General features: G+C 61.0%; 15 protein-coding genes. 7 read left to right on the top strand and 8 right to left on the bottom strand.

Annotation, left to right across the window (positions count from 1 at the left end):
* Positions 1-176 precede the first annotated feature (176 nt).
* From ACR0KX_RS08480 to ACR0KX_RS08450, 7 genes are all read right to left on the bottom strand, one after another.
* Positions 177-1,247: a Hint domain-containing protein gene (locus tag ACR0KX_RS08480; protein ID WP_480708271.1), complete on the bottom strand. Its 1,071-nt coding sequence runs from the start codon at positions 1,245-1,247 to the stop codon at positions 177-179.
* 117 nt (positions 1,248-1,364) lie between these two features.
* Positions 1,365-2,855, bottom strand: a complete 1,491-nt coding sequence (locus ACR0KX_RS08475; protein WP_170621893.1) for a replicative DNA helicase — start codon at positions 2,853-2,855, stop codon at positions 1,365-1,367.
* Between the two features lie 225 nt (positions 2,856-3,080).
* Positions 3,081-3,761, bottom strand: a complete 681-nt coding sequence (locus ACR0KX_RS08470) for an orotate phosphoribosyltransferase (RefSeq protein ID WP_170621892.1) — start codon at positions 3,759-3,761, stop codon at positions 3,081-3,083.
* Between the two features lie 138 nt (positions 3,762-3,899).
* Positions 3,900-5,081, bottom strand: a complete 1,182-nt coding sequence (locus tag ACR0KX_RS08465) for an ammonium transporter (protein WP_480708268.1) — start codon at positions 5,079-5,081, stop codon at positions 3,900-3,902.
* 207 nt (positions 5,082-5,288) lie between these two features.
* The gene (locus ACR0KX_RS08460) at positions 5,289-5,756 is read right to left on the bottom strand and encodes a CinA family protein (protein ID WP_480708266.1); all 468 of its coding nucleotides are present in this window, start codon (positions 5,754-5,756) and stop codon (positions 5,289-5,291) included.
* Positions 5,753-6,250 carry a phosphatidylglycerophosphatase A family protein gene (locus ACR0KX_RS08455; protein WP_170518984.1) on the bottom strand — a complete coding sequence of 166 codons (498 nt, stop codon included), beginning with the start codon at positions 6,248-6,250 and terminating at the stop codon, positions 5,753-5,755. Before ACR0KX_RS08455 ends, ACR0KX_RS08460 begins: the two co-directional genes overlap by 4 nt.
* On the bottom strand, positions 6,247-7,377 hold the full coding sequence (locus tag ACR0KX_RS08450) for a bifunctional 2-C-methyl-D-erythritol 4-phosphate cytidylyltransferase/2-C-methyl-D-erythritol 2,4-cyclodiphosphate synthase (protein WP_170621891.1): 1,131 nt from the start codon (positions 7,375-7,377) through the stop codon (positions 6,247-6,249). The genes ACR0KX_RS08455 and ACR0KX_RS08450 overlap by 4 nt, the downstream gene beginning before the upstream one ends.
* 185 nt (positions 7,378-7,562) lie before the next feature.
* Between ACR0KX_RS08450 and dusB the strand changes: the two genes are divergently transcribed.
* From dusB to ACR0KX_RS08415, 7 genes are all read left to right on the top strand, one after another.
* On the top strand, positions 7,563-8,546 hold the full coding sequence (gene dusB, locus ACR0KX_RS08445; RefSeq protein ID WP_480708264.1) for a tRNA dihydrouridine synthase DusB: 984 nt from the start codon (positions 7,563-7,565) through the stop codon (positions 8,544-8,546).
* Positions 8,543-9,625, top strand: a complete 1,083-nt coding sequence (locus ACR0KX_RS08440) for an ATP-binding protein (protein ID WP_170621889.1) — start codon at positions 8,543-8,545, stop codon at positions 9,623-9,625. Before dusB ends, ACR0KX_RS08440 begins: the two co-directional genes overlap by 4 nt.
* Positions 9,625-10,992, top strand: coding sequence for a response regulator (locus tag ACR0KX_RS08435; protein ID WP_480708262.1), 1,368 nt, complete (start codon positions 9,625-9,627; stop codon positions 10,990-10,992). Before ACR0KX_RS08440 ends, ACR0KX_RS08435 begins: the two co-directional genes overlap by 1 nt.
* Before the next feature lie 123 nt (positions 10,993-11,115).
* The gene (locus ACR0KX_RS08430; protein ID WP_480708260.1) at positions 11,116-13,380 is read left to right on the top strand and encodes a sensor histidine kinase NtrY-like; all 2,265 of its coding nucleotides are present in this window, start codon (positions 11,116-11,118) and stop codon (positions 13,378-13,380) included.
* Positions 13,377-14,786 (top strand): nitrogen assimilation response regulator NtrX, encoded by a 1,410-nt coding sequence (gene ntrX, locus ACR0KX_RS08425; protein WP_170450251.1) that lies wholly within the window; start codon positions 13,377-13,379, stop codon positions 14,784-14,786. Before ACR0KX_RS08430 ends, ntrX begins: the two co-directional genes overlap by 4 nt.
* A 24-nt stretch (positions 14,787-14,810) precedes the next feature.
* Positions 14,811-15,389 carry a helix-turn-helix domain-containing protein gene (locus tag ACR0KX_RS08420; RefSeq protein ID WP_170450253.1) on the top strand — a complete coding sequence of 193 codons (579 nt, stop codon included), beginning with the start codon at positions 14,811-14,813 and terminating at the stop codon, positions 15,387-15,389.
* 53 nt (positions 15,390-15,442) lie between these two features.
* Positions 15,443-16,603 carry an MFS transporter gene (locus ACR0KX_RS08415; RefSeq protein WP_170621887.1) on the top strand — a complete coding sequence of 387 codons (1,161 nt, stop codon included), beginning with the start codon at positions 15,443-15,445 and terminating at the stop codon, positions 16,601-16,603.
* Here the strand turns inward: ACR0KX_RS08415 and ACR0KX_RS08410 are convergent.
* Complete coding sequence (locus ACR0KX_RS08410) at positions 16,595-17,074, bottom strand: hypothetical protein (RefSeq protein WP_170450257.1); 480 nt, start codon at positions 17,072-17,074, stop codon at positions 16,595-16,597. The genes ACR0KX_RS08415 and ACR0KX_RS08410 overlap by 9 nt on opposite strands.
* Positions 17,075-17,121: the final 47 nt, after the last annotated feature.

Raw genomic sequence — 17,121 nt, 5'->3', positions numbered from 1 at the left:
TTCCCGACAAGATACGCTGCGACATAGGCAGCATCTGGCTGAGTACAAACGGTCCGCGCGGCTGTCGAGCGTAATCTTCTGCAAAAACACCATTGTTTGAAAGGGGTTTGGATTATGTGACATCTGGCGTCAAACGCGGCTGAAGCCAATTATCGTTGACCCGCTTCGGGTCAAGCCTATCCCTGCGCAGGCGGCGACAGCAGCGGTTTTTCGTTACTCAGATGCCGCGCCACCAGTTTGCGCTGCTGCTTACCGCTGGGAATGAAACAGGCAGGCTTGCCGGTTTGTGCCTCAGCAGCGTTCAGCGCGGGGAACAAGGCCAGCAATTCAGTCCGCGCCTCTGGCGTGACGGCAAACACGGCCTGCGGGCCGGTGAACAGGCTTTCGCTGGGCGCGCCTTCGGCAAACAGAACAACATGACAATCAAACACCAGATGGTGATAGGTGACCTGAGTGATGCTGTTGTCGATGAAAATACCGGGCAGGTCGGTCAGCCGGATTGCCGAGATCAGCACGTCCTGCGTTCCAAACATCCGCCCGGCAATCGGCGACCGCACCAGCATGCGATGTTGACGCGAAACCAGCAGATCGCGCCCCGGCAAGCTTTGGCCCAAGGCTCCGGCCACGATACGGATCGGGCGCAGCTCGGGTTGCGAGATCAGCTCGGACTGTCGCAGAGCGCGGGAGAGATTCAGCCGCAGAGGCAGATACGCCCCGGTTGCCGTCAGGACCCGGTCGCCGGGTTTCAGGTTTTCGACGGCAATCTGCCCGCTGTCGGTCAGGATCAGAGTGCCGGTCGCAAAACAGGGCGCGCCTGGGCTGGGGTTGTCGTTGACGACGTAGTTGATGCCATCGGTCGATGTGACAGACTGCGTTGAATTTGTCAGGTCCGGATCGCTGTCGTTGCCAATGCGGTTTGCGGTCAGACCATCGGCGGCCCCTTCGGTGGCCGTGACGTCGCCGTCGAATGACACGAACCCCAGAACGGTGCCATTGTCATCAAGGGATACCGCGCCAAAGCGATTGATGCGCGCGTTCAAAACGTAATAGTCGAACCCGCCGACGGTGGTCATGGTGCCGCTATCGACCGACGTTGTGCTGCGCACTGTGCCGTTGGGGTTATACACCTCGACCGTCAGGCCCGAGACACTCTGGCCCGTGGGCACCCGGATTTCGATGAAGTCGTCATCCGGGTTGTTGAAGCCCGGACCGTTGCGATAGCGAATTTCCGAGATGATGGCTGGCAAATTCCGCGCGTCCTTTTCAGAGCATGGCCTATATCTAGCCCCATACCCAGCCTGCCGTACAGGTGAGAGGCAACGGCATTCTCCCCGTGGGACAGGGGTGCCCGGCACCAGCGTGGCTTAGTACCCTTCGATCTCGCCGCCCTGTTGCCAGGGTTTGACCAGATTGCCAAAGCGCGTGAACTGCGCCTCGAAGGACAGTTCGACCGTGCCGATGGGGCCGTGGCGCTGCTTGCCGACGATAACCTCGGCCTTGCCGTGCAGGCGTTCCATGGCCTGCTTCCACTCTTCCATCTTTTCCAGCTCGTGATCGCCGGGCTTTTCGCGTTCCTTGTAATATTCTTCGCGGAACACGAACATCACCACATCGGCATCCTGTTCGATCGAGCCCGATTCCCTCAGGTCGGACAGTTGCGGGCGTTTGTCATCGCGGTTTTCGACCTGACGCGACAGCTGGGACAGGGCGATCACCGGGATGTTCAACTCTTTGGCGATGGCTTTCATGCCCATCGAAATCTCGGCAATCTCGTTGACGCGATTTTCGGCCATGCCGCGGCACAATTGCAGATAATCGATCACCAGCAGGTCCAGACCATGCGTCCGCTTCAACCGCCGTGCGCGGGCAGCAAGCTGAGAAATGGGCAGGGCAGGGGTGTCGTCGATGAACAGCGGGCAGGCTTCCAGTTCCTTGGCTGCGTCCACGAAACGGCGGAACTCGGCCTCGGTCATGTCGCCCTGACGGATCTTGTGGCTTGAGATTTCGGATGCCTCGGCCAGAACCCGGCCTGCAAGCTGCTCGGCGCTCATTTCAAGCGAGAAGAAACCCACCACGCCGCCGTCAATCGCGCCCTCGGACCCATCGGGTTTCAGCCCGCGTTTGTAGGCTTTGGCCACGTTGAACGCCACGTTGGTCGCCAACGATGTTTTCCCCATCGACGGACGCCCCGCCAGAATGATCAGGTCGGATGGGTGCAACCCGCCCAATTGCTTGTCGAGATCGGCCAGACCGGTGGAAATCCCCGCCATGCCGCCACCGCGCTGGTAAGCCTCGTTGGTGACGTTGACGGCTTCTGTGACCGCCTTGAGGAAGGATTGAAACCCCTGTTCGGTCTGGCCCTGCTCGGATAGCTGATAGAGCTGTTGCTCGGCCTCGACGATCTGTTCTTTCGGCTCGCTGGACACATCAACCCGCGCCGCCTTGTCCGAGATGTCCCGGCCCAGCCGGATCAGCTCGCGCCGGATGGCGAGGTCATAGATCATCTGGGCGTAGTCATGCACCGCAAAGGCGCTGATCGACGCACCTGCCAGTTTGACCAGATAGGCCGGTCCGCCCAGTTCCTTCAGGCCCTCATCCTCGGCCATGAAGGATTTCAGCGTCACGGGCGAGGCCAGCGCATTCTTGGCGATGCGGTTGGCCGCGACCTCATAGATGCGGGCATGGACCGGATCATAGAAATGCTCGGCCCCAATGATCGAGGCGACCCGGTCATAGAGGTCGTTATTGGTCAGGATTGCACCCAGAAGCTGCTGTTCGGCCTCAATGGAATGCGGCATGGTTTCGGCGTTCTGAATCTGTGCCGCTGCCTGCTCGATACTGCTGATCTCGTTCATTTTGTCCCCGCTGCCCGTTCCGAGGTTTTACACGCGAAATACTGTCGCAAGCTATCTGGAAATACCTGTGGCTAACTTAGGGTAAAGCCTAGGGATAACTTTCCAGACAGCTTGGATGCCTGTGTATGCGTAGCTTATTATGTAGGAATTGCGGGAAAAGTCACCAGATATCGTGGCGAACTGGCCGATTCTTCCGGGGTTATCCCCAATCCTTCCACAAGAGGTTTACGTTGGTTTATTGGCCTCTTGCCAGCCGCGCGGGTCGTTCAGGAAGGCTTCGACGCCGCTAAGGGTCTCTTCGTCAAAGGCCTTTTGCGCCTTGGCCTCGGCCAGAACGTCCCACCATGTGCAAAGGCTGTGCAGCTTCACGCCATGATCGCCCAGCGTCTTTTCGGTCTCACGGAAAATTCCGTAGTAGAAAATGACCGCCGTATGCCCGCAGGTCGCGCCGGTTTCGCGGATCGCATCGACAAAGGACAGTTTGCTGCCACCATCGGTGGTCAGGTCCTCGACCAGCAGCACGCGTTCCCCTTCACTCATCGCGCCTTCGATGCGGGCGTTGCGGCCGTAGCCTTTGGGTTTCTTCCGCACATAGGTCATCGGCAGAGCCATACGCTCGGCCACCATTGCAGCAAAGGGGATGCCCGCCGTCTCGCCGCCTGCGATATTGTCGAACGCCTCGAACCCAGCCTCGCGCATCACGGTGACGGTCAGGAAATCCATCAGGGTCGAGCGGATGCGGGGGTATGAGATCAGCTTGCGGCAGTCGATATAGGTCGGGCTGGGCAGGCCAGAGGCCAGCGTGAACGGCTCGCGCGAATTGAAATGCACGGCCTTGATCTCCAGCAGCATGCGCGCGGTCAGGCGGGCGATTTCGGTGCTATCGGGGAATGAGCTGGGGATCATGGTGCAAACCTCTGGGCTGAAAACACGTTGCGGGCTGATAGCCTGACCCTTTGGCCGGAGTCGAGGGGGTGAAAAAAGAAAAGCGGACCCCCAAGAGGTCCGCTTAGGCCCTTACGGGCAGAGCATGCCAAGGTGGGCTTAGCTGCTCATGTCATAGGCCCGCTCGCCGTGTACCGACAGATCGAGCCCGTTTGTTTCGGTCTCGGCGTCTACGCGAAGTGGGGTGATCAGTGCAACCACCTTGACCAGTACAATCGTGACAACTGACGTAAAGACACCCACGATCACCAGCCCGCCCAGTTGCGCGGTCCAGGTGCCCAGACCGAACAGTGCAATCATCAGGGTGCCAAAGATGCCGCCCACCCCATGCACCGCGAACACGTCCAGCGTGTCGTCGATATTCAGCTTGTTGCGGATCACGAACACCGCCTCCTGGCACAGGATGCCTGCCACAGCGCCGATGATCAGCGCCTGAACCGGGCCGACAAAGCCCGAGGCCGGCGTGATCGAGGCCAGACCCGCGATGGTGCCAGTCACCAGACCGACCATCGAGGCTTTGCCAAAGCGGATTTTCTCCCACAGCGCCCAAGTTAGCGAGGCGGTGGCCGCGGACAGATGTGTGACGGTCATGGCCATCGCGGCCCCTCCGTCAGCGGCCAGTTGCGAGCCGCCGTTGAAGCCGAACCAGCCGACCCACAGCATCGCGGCACCGACCATGACAAAGCCCGGATTGTGCGGCGGTGTCGTGCGGTTGCGGCGGGGGCCGAGGATGACAGCGATGATCAGCGCGGCCAGACCGGCGGTTTCGTGGACAACGATGCCGCCCGCAAAGTCGCGCACGCCGATCTCACCCAGAATTCCACCATCGGCCAGCATCCCGCCGCCCCAGATCCAGTGCACCACCGGCGCGTAGCACAGCAACATCCACAGCGCCGAGAACGTCAGGACAAAGCCAAAGCCCACGCGTTCCACATAAGCGCCGACGATCAGCGCGGGGGTGATGATGGCAAAGGTCATCTGAAAGGCGAAGAACAGGATCTCGGGCAGGGTGCCTGCAAGGCTGTCCACATCGACGCCGTTCAGGAACGCTTTGCCCAAGCCGCCCCACAGCCCGCTTTCGCCGGGGCCGAAGGCGATGGTATACCCCGCGACCAGCCAAAGGACGCTCATCAGGCAGGCGATGCTGAAACAGTGCATGAAAACGCTCAGCACGTTGCGGGCGCGCACAAGGCCGCCATAGAACAGGGCAAGCCCCGGTAATGTCATAAACAGGACCAGTGCGGTTGCAACGATGATCCAGGCTGTGTCGGCTCCGTTCATGGGCCGGTCTCCTTTTCCCTGCGGATGCTCCGGGACGCCCATCGGGGCAGGTCGGAGCCGTGTGAGTGATTGTGCGGGGCGTTGAAGCGGAGGCGGGGTGAGGAAAAAAGAGGCAGGGGTGGAAATTTGCGCCTAATTTGGCGTCTTTTGTTCAACTGATGACAGTTTTTGCATCAGTTGCGGGTGAATGCCCGAAAAACGGGCGGTTTAGGAAAAGGCCTGACGCAGCAGGGCCAGCGCATGATCCCGCGCCGCTTTGCGCACATGGTCCCGTCCCAAAGCACCGAATTCGACGGTTTCGGTGCAGGTTTCCAGCCCGTCACCGGCCAGCCCAAAGCACACGCGCCCCTCGGGCTTGAACTCGGATCCGCCGGGGCCTGCGATGCCGGTGACCGATACGGCCAATTGCGCCTGCGAGTTGCGCAGCGCGCCTTCGGCCATTTCGCGGGCGACCTCTTCGGACACCGCGCCGTAGGCGTCCAGAGTGTCAGGGCGCACACCCAGCAAGTCCTGCTTGGCTTGGTTGGTGTAGGTCACAAACCCGCGTTCGACCACGGCGGAACTGCCGGGAATATCGGTCAGGGCGGCGGCCACCATACCTCCGGTGCAGCTTTCGGCCGTGGCGATCATGACGCCGCGTGCCTTTGCCAGATCAAGCAGGGCGGCGGCGGTCACAGCCCCAGAACCCCATGTGCGATACCGGCCAGAACCGCGACGCCAATCGCAGCGAACACCCCGGCGATCACATCGTCTAGCATCACGCCCATCGCGTCATTGCGCCGGTCGGCCCAGCCGACGGGGCCGGGTTTGGTGATGTCGAACAACCTGAACAGCAGGAAACCCGCAATCCAACCGGGCCAGAGCGCCGTGATCTCAATCCCGTGCGCCCAGGCCGGATAGGACACGGCCCAGAGCGCGATGAACTGGCCCGCGACCTCATCAATCACGATTTCCGACGGGTCGTGATCGTCCTGACCAGCGGTCATCACGCGCGTTGCCCACACGCCTGCGATAAAGGTCGCAACGGTGGCAATGGCCAGCAGCGGAAAGCCACCCAATGTGTGCAACAGCCAGGCCAGGGGCAGGGCGGCCAGCGATCCCCAGGTCCCCGGAGCCGGACGCAGGTGGCCCACGCCACAGACGGTTCCGATCAGGCGCGCGGCGTTCATGCCTTCACCAGACAGGCGGTGGCCAAAGCGGCGATGCCCTCACTGCGCCCGGTAAAGCCCAGACGCTCGGATGTGGTGGCCTTGACCGAGACCTGACCGACCTGCAAACCCATGATTCTGGACATCTCTTCCCGCATCGCCTGCGCATGGGGTCCGATCTTGGGGTATTCGCAGACCAGCGTGCAATCGGCGTTCGAGATGCGATAGCCCATTTGCCCGGCCAGTTCGACGGCGTGGCGCAGAAAGATCTCGCTGTCGGCCCCCTTCCACTGCGGGTCAGATGGCGGAAAATGCTGCCCGATGTCGCCCTGCGCCAGTGCGCCATAGATCGCATCCGTCACCGCGTGCATGCCCACATCCGCATCCGAATGGCCCTGCAACCCACGCTCATGCGGGATTTTCACGCCGCACAGGATTACGTGATCCCCCTCGCCAAAGCGGTGCACGTCATAGCCGTTGCCCAGCCTTACATCCATATCCAGCCCCAATATGCGTTCTGCCCGGGCAAAATCCTCGGGTCGTGTGATTTTGATATTATCCGGGTCGCCCGGCACGATGGTCACGTCCAGCCCTGCGGCGCGCGCGACCTCGACATCATCCGCTGCGCCGCCGGGATGGGCGGCATGTGCTTCGGTGATCGCCTCGTAATCAAACCCCTGCGGGGTTTGCGCCGCAAACAGGCCCGTGCGGTCCTGCGTGCCAGTAACCGAACCATCCGCCCCGGTCCAAAGCGCGTCCGTGACCGCCAGACCCGGTGCAGCGGCCTTGGCCGAGGTCAGAGCCTCCAACACGTTTCGAATAGTGTTTTCCGCCACGCAGGGGCGGGCGACATCGTGGATCAGAACGCGGGTGACGCCTTGGTCCGCCAACGCCGCCAACCCGTTGCGCACGGATTCGGACCGGTCATTGCCGCCTGCGGTCAGGGTCAGGCCACTGGTTCGATATGCCGCCCACGCCGCGTCGTCGTCGGGCGAAAGCACCAGAACGATCTGATCGACCTGACCGCGAAACCTGGCGATGGTCCAGTCTGCCACTGTGCGATCGCCCAGCGTGCGCCATTGCTTCGGCGCACCCCCTCCGGCGCGGGTTCCGCGTCCGGCGGCGACGATGATGGCGGCGGTTGTCATTTGGGGCTCGGCCTTCCGTGGTTCTCGCCATTGTTTAGGGGGCGGTGAATGCAGAGGCAATCACCCGCGTTAACGTGATTAAAAAATAGGCAAGTGATGATTTTGCAGGCTTGTGACCCGCCGTTTTGTTGTTCATATGCGCGGAATTCGATATCAAAACCCCAAATGCTCAAGGATTAGGCACGTTGACCCTGCATCTTGCTGACAAAACCCTGAACCCGCCGGTGTTACTGGCCCCAATGGCCGGAATCACGGACCGGCCCTTTCGCGATCTGGTGATGCGCTTTGGGGCCGGATTGGTCGTCAGCGAAATGGTCGCCAGTCAGGAGATGGTGCAGGCCAAACCGGGCGTGCGCGAACGGGCCGAATTGTCTGCGGATGTGGAAAACACCGCCGTCCAGCTTGCCGGGCGCGAGGCGCATTGGATGGCCGAGGCCGCCCGTCAGGTCGCGGACCGCGGCGCGCGGGTGATCGACATCAACATGGGCTGCCCGGCCAAGAAGGTTACAAACGGCTATTCCGGCTCGGCCCTGCTGAAAACGCCCGATCACGCGCTGACGCTGATCGAGGCGGTGGTCGAGGCCGTGGACGTGCCCGTCACCCTGAAAACACGGTTGGGCTGGGATGATGCGCTGCTGAACGCGCCGGATGTGGCGCGCCGGGCCGAAGGGGCTGGCATTCAGATGGTTACGATCCACGGTCGCACGCGCTGTCAGTTCTATAAGGGTCGGGCCGATTGGCGGGCGATCCGCGCGGTGAAAGAGGCGGTCTCGATCCCCGTCATCGCAAATGGCGACATTGTCGATACCAAAGCGGCGCACGCGGCGCTGAACCATTCCGGTGCTGACGGTGTCATGGTCGGGCGCGGGGCGCAGGGAAAACCCTGGCTGCTGGCGCAGATCTGCCATGAGGTTTACGGCACCGATGCCCCTGTAATCCCGGACGGCACTGATCTGGTCGACATGGTTCGCGCGCATTATCAGGCGATGCTGGGTTTCTATGGCGCCGATCTGGGCCTGCGCGTCGCGCGCAAACATCTTGGCTGGTACATGGATGAGGCCGGAACACCCGCACCGTTGCGCCGGGCGGTTCTGACCTCACGCGATTCAGACGAGGTCCTGCGCCTGCTAAGCGATGCCTTGAACGGCACGGCAGAGGTGGCGGCATGACCTCGGATCAAAGCATCTGGAACTCGCTGCCGGTTCCGGCCTTTATCATTGATGCCGAGGATCGGATTGCCGACGTGAATTCCTCGGGCGAGGGGTTTCTGAATGCCTCGCGCAAAGCGGTGATTGGTGAGCCGGTCTGGGATCAGATCGCCGTGGATGCCCCGCTGGAAGTGGCGTTCCTGCGCGCCCGCCAGCACGGCACGCCCTTGTTCGTCAATGATGTGGATGCAGGCTCGGGCAACCGCGCGCCGTTGCAATGCGCGCTGCAAATCGCGCCCTTGGTCGGGCATCCGGGATCGATGATCATGATCATTTCCCCGCGCGAACTGGCCGGGCGCATGACCCGTGGCAATACCGTCAAATCCGCCGCCCAATCAGCGATTGGCATGGCCGAGATGCTGGCGCACGAGATCAAGAACCCTCTGGCCGGTATCACCGGGGCGGCACAACTTCTCAGCATGAATATCCCGCCGCAAGATCTTGAACTTACAGATCTTATCGTCGCAGAAAGCCGCCGGATCGTGAAGTTGCTGGAACAGGTTGAGCAGTTTGGAAACCTGCAGCAACCTGACTTCAAACCGGTCAATATTCACGATGTTCTGGACCGCGCCCGCCGCTCGGCCTTGCTGGGGTTCGGTGCGGACATGACCATAATCGAGGATTACGATCCGTCCCTGCCGCTGGCCTTTGGGGATCCCGACCAGATCCTGCAAGTGGTTCTGAACCTGCTGAAGAACGCCTCCGAGGCCGCAGGGCCGGACGGCGGCACAATTCGCCTGCGCACCTATTTCGAACATTCGTTCCGGCTGCGCCGCAGTGATGGTTCGGGCCATTCGCTGCCCCTGCAGATCGAAATCATCGATGACGGGCCGGGCCTGCCAGAGAAAATCCGCAGCGATATCTTCGACCCGTTCGTGTCCGGCAAGGAAAACGGAACCGGACTGGGGTTGGCATTGGTCAGCAAGATCATCTCGGACCATGACGGCTGGATTTCAGCCGAATCCGTTCCGGGACGCACCGTCTTTAAACTGTCGCTGCGCCGCGCACCGGCAGAGAGCATATCGAAGGAGAGCACCTGATGGATGGCACCGTTCTGGTCGCAGATGACGACCGCACGATCCGCACCGTTCTGACCCAGGCCCTGACGCGGGCCGGATGCAAGGTGCACGCCACATCCTCGCTGACCACGCTGATGCGCTGGGTGGGCGAGGGCAAGGGGGATGTTGTGATCTCGGACGTGGTCATGCCGGACGGGAACGGTCTGGAAATGTTGCCGAAAATCGCTCAGGACCGGCCCGGATTGCCGGTCATCGTGATCTCGGCCCAGAACACCATCATGACGGCGATTCAGGCGGCCGAGGCGGATGCCTATGATTACCTGCCCAAGCCGTTCGATCTGCCCGATCTGATGAAGCGCACCGCGCGCGCGTTAGAGCAGAAACAGCGCCTGCATACCGAGCCTGAAACCGAACAAAGCGACCGCCCGGATGAGTTGCCTCTGGTCGGGCGCACCCCGGTCATGCAGTCGCTTTATCGTTTGGTCGCGCGGGTGATGAATACCGATCTTTCGGTGATGATTTCTGGTGAAAGTGGAACCGGTAAGTCCCTGATTGCGCGCGCTATTCACGATTTCTCGGACCGGCGTACCTTGCCCTTTGTGACCGCAACGGCGGCCGACCTGCGTGACCTTGAAGGCCCCGCGCGCGTCATGGCCCGCGTGCGCGGCGGCACGCTGCTGATCGATGAGATTGCCGATATCGATGACGAGATTCAGGCCCGGATCGTTCGGATGATGGACACGCCGGGCGATCACGTGCCGCGCTTTATGGCCACCAGCCAGTTGGACCTGACGGACGGAATGGAAAGCGGTCGCATTCGGCAGGACCTGTATTATCGCCTGTGCGGCGCAACGATCCATGTGCCAGCCCTGCGCGAGCGGGTCGATGACATCACCCTGCTGGCCGAGCACTTTCTGGCCCGCGAAGAACGTGACAGCGGCACCAAGCGCTGGCTCAGCGCTGATGCGGTCGAGCTGGTCCGGCGTTATTCCTGGCCCGGCAACGTGCGGCAGTTGGAAAACGCGATACGACGCCTGAGCCTGACCAGCCGCGCGGATGAGATTTCAAAGGCTGAGGTCGAAATGGTACTGGGCAGCCAGCCCGAGGCCGAACCGGTTCTGGGCGGGGGCGAGCGCGAGAAGCTGTCCACGTCCGTTGAACGGCATCTGCGGCGGTATTTCGACCTGCACGGCAACATGCTACCGCCTCCGGGCCTGTACCAGCGTATCCTGCGCGAAGTTGAGGCACCGCTGATCGAAATCGCGCTGGAAGCGACCGGTGGAAATCAGGCGAAATGCGCGGATTTGCTGGGAATCAACCGCAATACGCTGCGGAAAAAGATTACAGACCTCGATATTCAGGTGACACGCCGTCGCAAACTGATGTAATATCGCCACACAAAGCGTGGCATCCGGGTATCGCCTGGGCAATGACCACGACATATGGCGGTTCGTCGCGCAAGCGACACATCAGAATGAGGGCAGACGGTGGCAACCCGAGCACAGAGCGGGATGATCCCATCGATTAGTCGATGGCGAAAATCCCGAAAACTGCGCAATTTCGGCACCTTGGGGCTGGTTCTTCTAGGACCTGCCTTGGCGCTTGCAACCTATCTTGTCATTGGTCCGTTTGATCTGGGGGCGACCGCCCCGACATTGCGTCTGATTCTTCTTGCAGATCTGGTTTACGTGCTGGTTGTGGCGGCCCTTGTGCTGAGCCAGTTGGGCAGCCTGATCGCGGCTCGACGGGCGAAATCGGCAGGCTCTCGCCTGCATTTGCGTCTGATCGGGGCCTTTACGCTGCTGGCGCTGGTGCCCACAGTCACCGTGGCGATTTTTGCAGGGCTGACGGTGAATATCGGCCTTGAGGGCTGGTTCTCGGACCGTGTGCGGCAGGTAGTAGGCTCATCCCTGACCGCAGCCGAAGCGTATGAGCTTGAACACCGCCAAGGGCTGACACAGGACGCCGCTGTTCTGGCGCTTTATCTCGACAATGCCCGCTCGCGCGATTTCTACATCTCGGACGCAGAACTGCGCGAGGTTCTGGCGCAGGGGCAATCCCAGATCCAGCGCGGCCTGCGCGAGGCCTATGTGATCGATGGCAGTGGTGAGATCCGCTCGCGCGGGGATCGGTCTTATCTGTTCAATTACGAGGCCCCGACGCCCGAGCAGATGATCGAGGCAACGGATAATGGCCTTTTGATCATCGCCGATTGGGAAAACAACGAATTCCGCGCGCTGGTGCCCTTGCAGGCCTTTCTGGACCGCTACCTCTATGTCAGTCGCGAAGTGGACGGCCAGTTGCTGACCCTGCTGGACGATACCAAGGAAACGGCGCAGTTCTACCAACAGCTCGAAAGCGAACGGGGACGGGTGCTGTTCGAATTTGGCCTTTTGTATCTAGGATTTGCGCTGATCCTGATCCTTGCAGCCATGTCCCTGGGCATGTGGTTTGCCGAGCGTCTCTCGCGCCCCGTGGGACGTCTGACAACCGCCGCGCAGCGCGTCGGCGCGGGAGACCTGAGCGTTCAGGTGATCGAAGAGGCCAGCGACGACGAAATCGCCATGCTGGGGCGGTATTTCAACCAGATGACCCGACAGTTGAAGGGCCAGCGTGACACGTTGCTGGAGAACACACGTCAGATCGAAAGCCGCCGCCGCCTGTTCGACTCGGTGCTAAGCTCGGTGACATCGGGCGTTGTCGGGGTAGACCCGGATGGGTGCGTGACCTTCGTCAACCGTTCAGCCGAACGGTTGCTGGACTGGTCTCGTGGCGAACAGCATCTGGCCATCGGTATTGCGGTGCCTGAGTTTTTGCCTCTGTTCGAGAGCTTGAAGGACAGCGGGCAAGAGGCTGTGCAGGGCGAAATAAAAGTGACCCGCAAGGGGCAGTTGGAGAACCTTCTGGTCCGCATGGCCACACGGCGCGGTGAGGATGGCGGATTAGAAGGCTATGTTGTGGCCTTTGATGACGTCACCGATCTGGTCAGCGCCCAGCGGATGGCGGCGTGGGGCGACGTGGCCCGGCGGATTGCGCACGAGATCAAGAACCCGCTGACCCCGATCCAGCTGAGCGCCGAGCGGATCAAACGCAAATTCTCGCGCAAGCTGGACGAAGAGGATTGCGATAGCCTCGAGTCGATGACCGACGTTATTGTGCGCCAGACCAATGACTTGCGGCGGATTGTGGACGAGTTTTCGAAATTCGCACGCATGCCCGAGCCGGAACGGCGTGAGGAAGACGTTGTCGCCTTGGTGCGCGAGGCTGTGTTGCTGCAGCAGGCCGGGCAGCCAACCGTGCAGATCGATGCGGATTTGCCAGATCAACCAATCGCGGCGGATCTGGATGCGACCATGCTCAATCAGGCGCTCACAAACCTGATCAAGAACGCAGGCGAAGCCATTGATACCTTGAAGGAAAAAGGTGCGCCTGAAAACCTGAAGCCACAGATCAAGGTGGCCGTTTCCGACGATGACGCGGGTACGATCATCACCATTGCGGACAACGGTATCGGTCTGCCCGAAGACCGGGCGCGGTTGTTTGAACCTTATGTGACCACACGCGACGAAGGGACCGGGCTGGGCCTGCCCATCGTCAAGAAAATTATCGAGGAACATGGCGGAGCGCTGACGCTTGAAGACGCGCCCGTATTCGACGGACAGGACCATTTTGGCGCGATGGCCGTGATCCGTTTGCCGGGGGCGAATCTGCCCACCAATTCAGCGCCACAGAAGCAGGCGATTAAAACCAACAAACTGAAAGCAGGCCAAAGATGAGCGACATTCTGATCGTAGATGACGAACGCGATATTCGCGAGCTGGTGTCCGACATTCTGGAGGACGAAGGCTATTCCACACGGCTGGCGGCAAACTCGGACGAGTGCATGTCGTCGATCAATGCCGAACCGCCAGGGCTGTTGATCCTGGATATCTGGCTGAAAGACAGTCGGATGGACGGCATCGATATTCTGAAGGCGGTCAAACGCGACAACCCGGATGTGCCGGTGGTGATCATTTCGGGTCACGGCAATATCGAGATCGCGGTCGCCGCGATCAAGCAGGGCGCGTATGACTTTATCGAGAAGCCCTTTAACATCGACCAACTGATGGTGGTGATCCGCCGCGCGATGGAAACCTCGCGCCTGCGCCGCGAGAATGCCTCGCTGAAACGCAAAGAGGTCAGCAATTCGGACATGATCGGCAAATCGGCCTCGTTCCGGGCGATGCAGGGCCAATTGGACAAGGTCACCAAGTCGAACGGTCGCGTGATGCTGAGCGGTCCGGCCGGGTCGGGCAAGGAGATCGCCGCGCGCTATATCCACGCCCATTCCAACCGCGCCAACGCGCCGTTTGTGACCGTCAACTGCGCCGGGATCGAGCCGGAGCGGGTCGAAGAGGTTCTGTTTGGCCGCGAATCCTCGGAACGCGGGGTGGAATCGGGCTTGCTGGAAGAAGCCCATGGCGGTGTGATCTACTTTGATGAGGTCGCCGATATGCCGCTGGGCACGCAGTCGAAAATCCTGCGGGTGCTGGTCGATCAGCAATTCCAGCGGGTTGGCGGCAGCGACAAGGTGCGGGTCGATTTGCGCGTGATCTCCTCGACGAACAAGGATCTGGACGACGAGATCGCAGCCGAACGCTTCCGGGAGGAATTGTATCACCGCCTGAACGTGGTGCCGATTGCGGTGCCGTCGCTGGAAGACCGGCGCGAGGATATTCCGGTTCTGGCCCAGCACTTCATCGAAATGTGCAACGAAACCCAAGGTCTGCCGATCCGCGAATTGTCGGAAGAGGCCGTGGCGCTGCTGCAAACCATGACTTGGCCGGGCAATGTGCGCCAGTTGAAGAACCTGATCGAACGGGTGCTAATTTTGGGCGATGGCACCGGGCCGATTGAGGCTCGTGAATTGCCGAGCGACGAGGATAAGGCCGAAGAGTCGGGCCGTGTTGTCCTGTCCGGTGCGCTGGCGACCTTGCCTTTGCGTGAAGCGCGTGAAGCGTTCGAGCGTGAATATCTGCTGACCCAGATCAATCGCTTCGGCGGCAATATCAGCCGCACCGCCAGCTTTGTTGGGATGGAGCGCAGCGCGCTGCACCGCAAGCTGAAATCGCTGGGGGTTGTGACCTCGAACAAATCCGGTGCGCGCGTGGCGCAAATCGATGAGCCGGAACCGGCGGAGTGATGTACCGGAAAGGCTGTGCTGGCCATGAGCGTTCTGACATCAGGGAACAGGCTTGAAACACGCGGGTACCCCGGCTTTGGCAAACGCCTGAAACGGTTGCGCCGGTCGGTCGGGTACAAACAATCTCATCTGGCCGAGTTGCTGCAGGTGGATCAGGCGACCGTCTCAAGGTGGGAGCGGGGCGGGCAAACCCCGCCGCCGGACACTCAGCAGGCTGTGTTTGCCGCGCTAGGGCCTGCACGTGCGGATGACAGCGCCTTGCGGCGGCTGGTCATGACCTCGTCCGACTGTCTGCATCTGGTCGAAGAGGCCAGCCATAAATGCCTTGCCTATTCCGCCAGCCGGGCACGGGATTGGAAGACCAGCCAAAACGCTCTGCTGGGCGTATCACTCTGGCAATTCGCAACCGAGGAAATTCAGCAGGCCGAGGCCGAACTGGACGCCGACGGCTGGTGGGACATGCACACGCCTGCGCCAAAGGCGTTTCAGACGTCTGAGGCCGTCCATGACCGCATTCGCATCAGCGCCGGAGAGATCATCTGGGAACGTCTGTATCTGTCGGACGGAACACCGGTGCGCCTTGTCAGTGGATCCAGACATTAGGGCCGCATAATTTATGCGTTCCGTGGTCTGACTGGGCGCTGTAGAAGCGGCGTATGAGACAAGCATTTCAGGTCCTTCTGCTCTGGCTGGCCGGGCTGGGCGCGGCGACGCAGTTTGCCAAGATCGCGGTGCCTTTCCCCCAGCTTTTGCAGCTGTATCCCGATCACGCGGATACGTTGGGATGGCTGCTGTCGATCATCAGCCTGCTCGGTGCCGTGCTGGGGGCCGTGTCCGGGGCAATCGTGGGTCGGGTGGGGCCTTTGAAGCTGCTGACTTTCGGCCTGTGTCTTGGGGGTGCGATTTCAGTGTTTCAGGCAACATGGCCCGGGTTTTACGTCATGTTGGCCAGCCGGTTTGTCGAGGGTCTGTCGCATCTGGCAATCGTCGTCGCCGCCCCAACGCTGATCGCGCAGATCACCAGCGGCAAGGCGCGGAACATGGCCATGGTGCTGTGGAGCACTTTCTTTGGCGTAGCCTTTGCGCTGAATGCGTGGCTCGGGCTGCCTTTGATCGAGCGGTTTGGGCTGACTGCGTTCTTCCTGCTGCACGGTTTTCTGATGATCGGGGTCGCGGCGTTGATCCTGATAACTCGGTTGCCCGTGCAACCCGCCTCGCCAACAGTGCCGTGGCGGTGGAGCGAGGTGCTGCATGTCCATCTGCGCACCTACCGGTCGCCTTTCGTGTCCGCGCCAGCCGTCGGATGGTTCTTTTACACGCTGACCTTTGTGTCCTTGCTTGCCATCCTGCCGGGCCGTCTGCCCGAAGAGACAAGCGGTCAGATTGCCGGGCTGATGCCGCTGGCGGGGATCGTGCTCAGCTGGGTGGCCGTGCCATTTCTGCTGAACGTGATGCCGTGTGTTGCCGTGATTAATCTGGGGTTTGGGCTGGGTATACTGTCCATTGCTGGCGGTTTCCTCGGCCTGCCGCTGGAAATTGTCTGCGTCCTGCTGTTTGCGGTTCTGGGTCTTGTGCAAGGGGGCAGTTTTGCCGCCGTGCCGATCCTGAACCAAACCGCCGAGACGCAGGCGCTCAGCTACGGGGCCATGGCGCAGATGGGGAATGCGGGCAACCTGCTGGGCACGCCGGTTTTGCTGGGCGTTCTGTGGCGGGTTGATGAGGCCGGAATGCTGATCACCGTGATTGGTATCTACGCATTAGCCATTTTTGCGCATCTGGCCTTGTCCCGCCGACGCGCGGCGCAAGGTTCAACCTGATTGACCGGGCGAGATGATCTGGAATGATCCGTCATCGAACTTTACAAAACAGGATTGCGTGGTCAGCGGGGGCAGGGTGGTTGTGCGGGCAAGTGGCACGCTGGATTTCACGCCCGATTTGCAGGGCGGCAGGCTGACCGGGCGATAGCCCTTTTGCGCCATGCACTGCGCCTCGACCTTGTTGCGTAGGGGTTTGTTGACGTCCACCGTATAGACATTTCCCGGCTCCCACCATCCGGGTGAGCGATAGCACCTGCCGCGCCCGTCGCAATAGGTCCGACCGGGCCAATAGACCGGCGGGCTTTGCCGGATCTGGTTGGCAACCGGCGCATCCTTGAGGGCCTGAACCTGACACTGGGTCGTTTCCGTCTGCATGCGCGAGACGCTTTCACCCTCGCGGTAATACAAAGACAGGGGGCCACAGGCGCCAAGCGCCATCAGGGGAACCAACAGGGCAACAAGTGTTTTCATGTGCTTATCTTGCCCCAGACCAACAGTTAAGACAATTCAATTGACCC

The organism is Ruegeria sp. BG5 (assembly GCF_056538425.1).
Note: the sequence above shows the minus strand (reverse complement) of the source record. Positions and strands in the feature narration are given on the sequence as shown.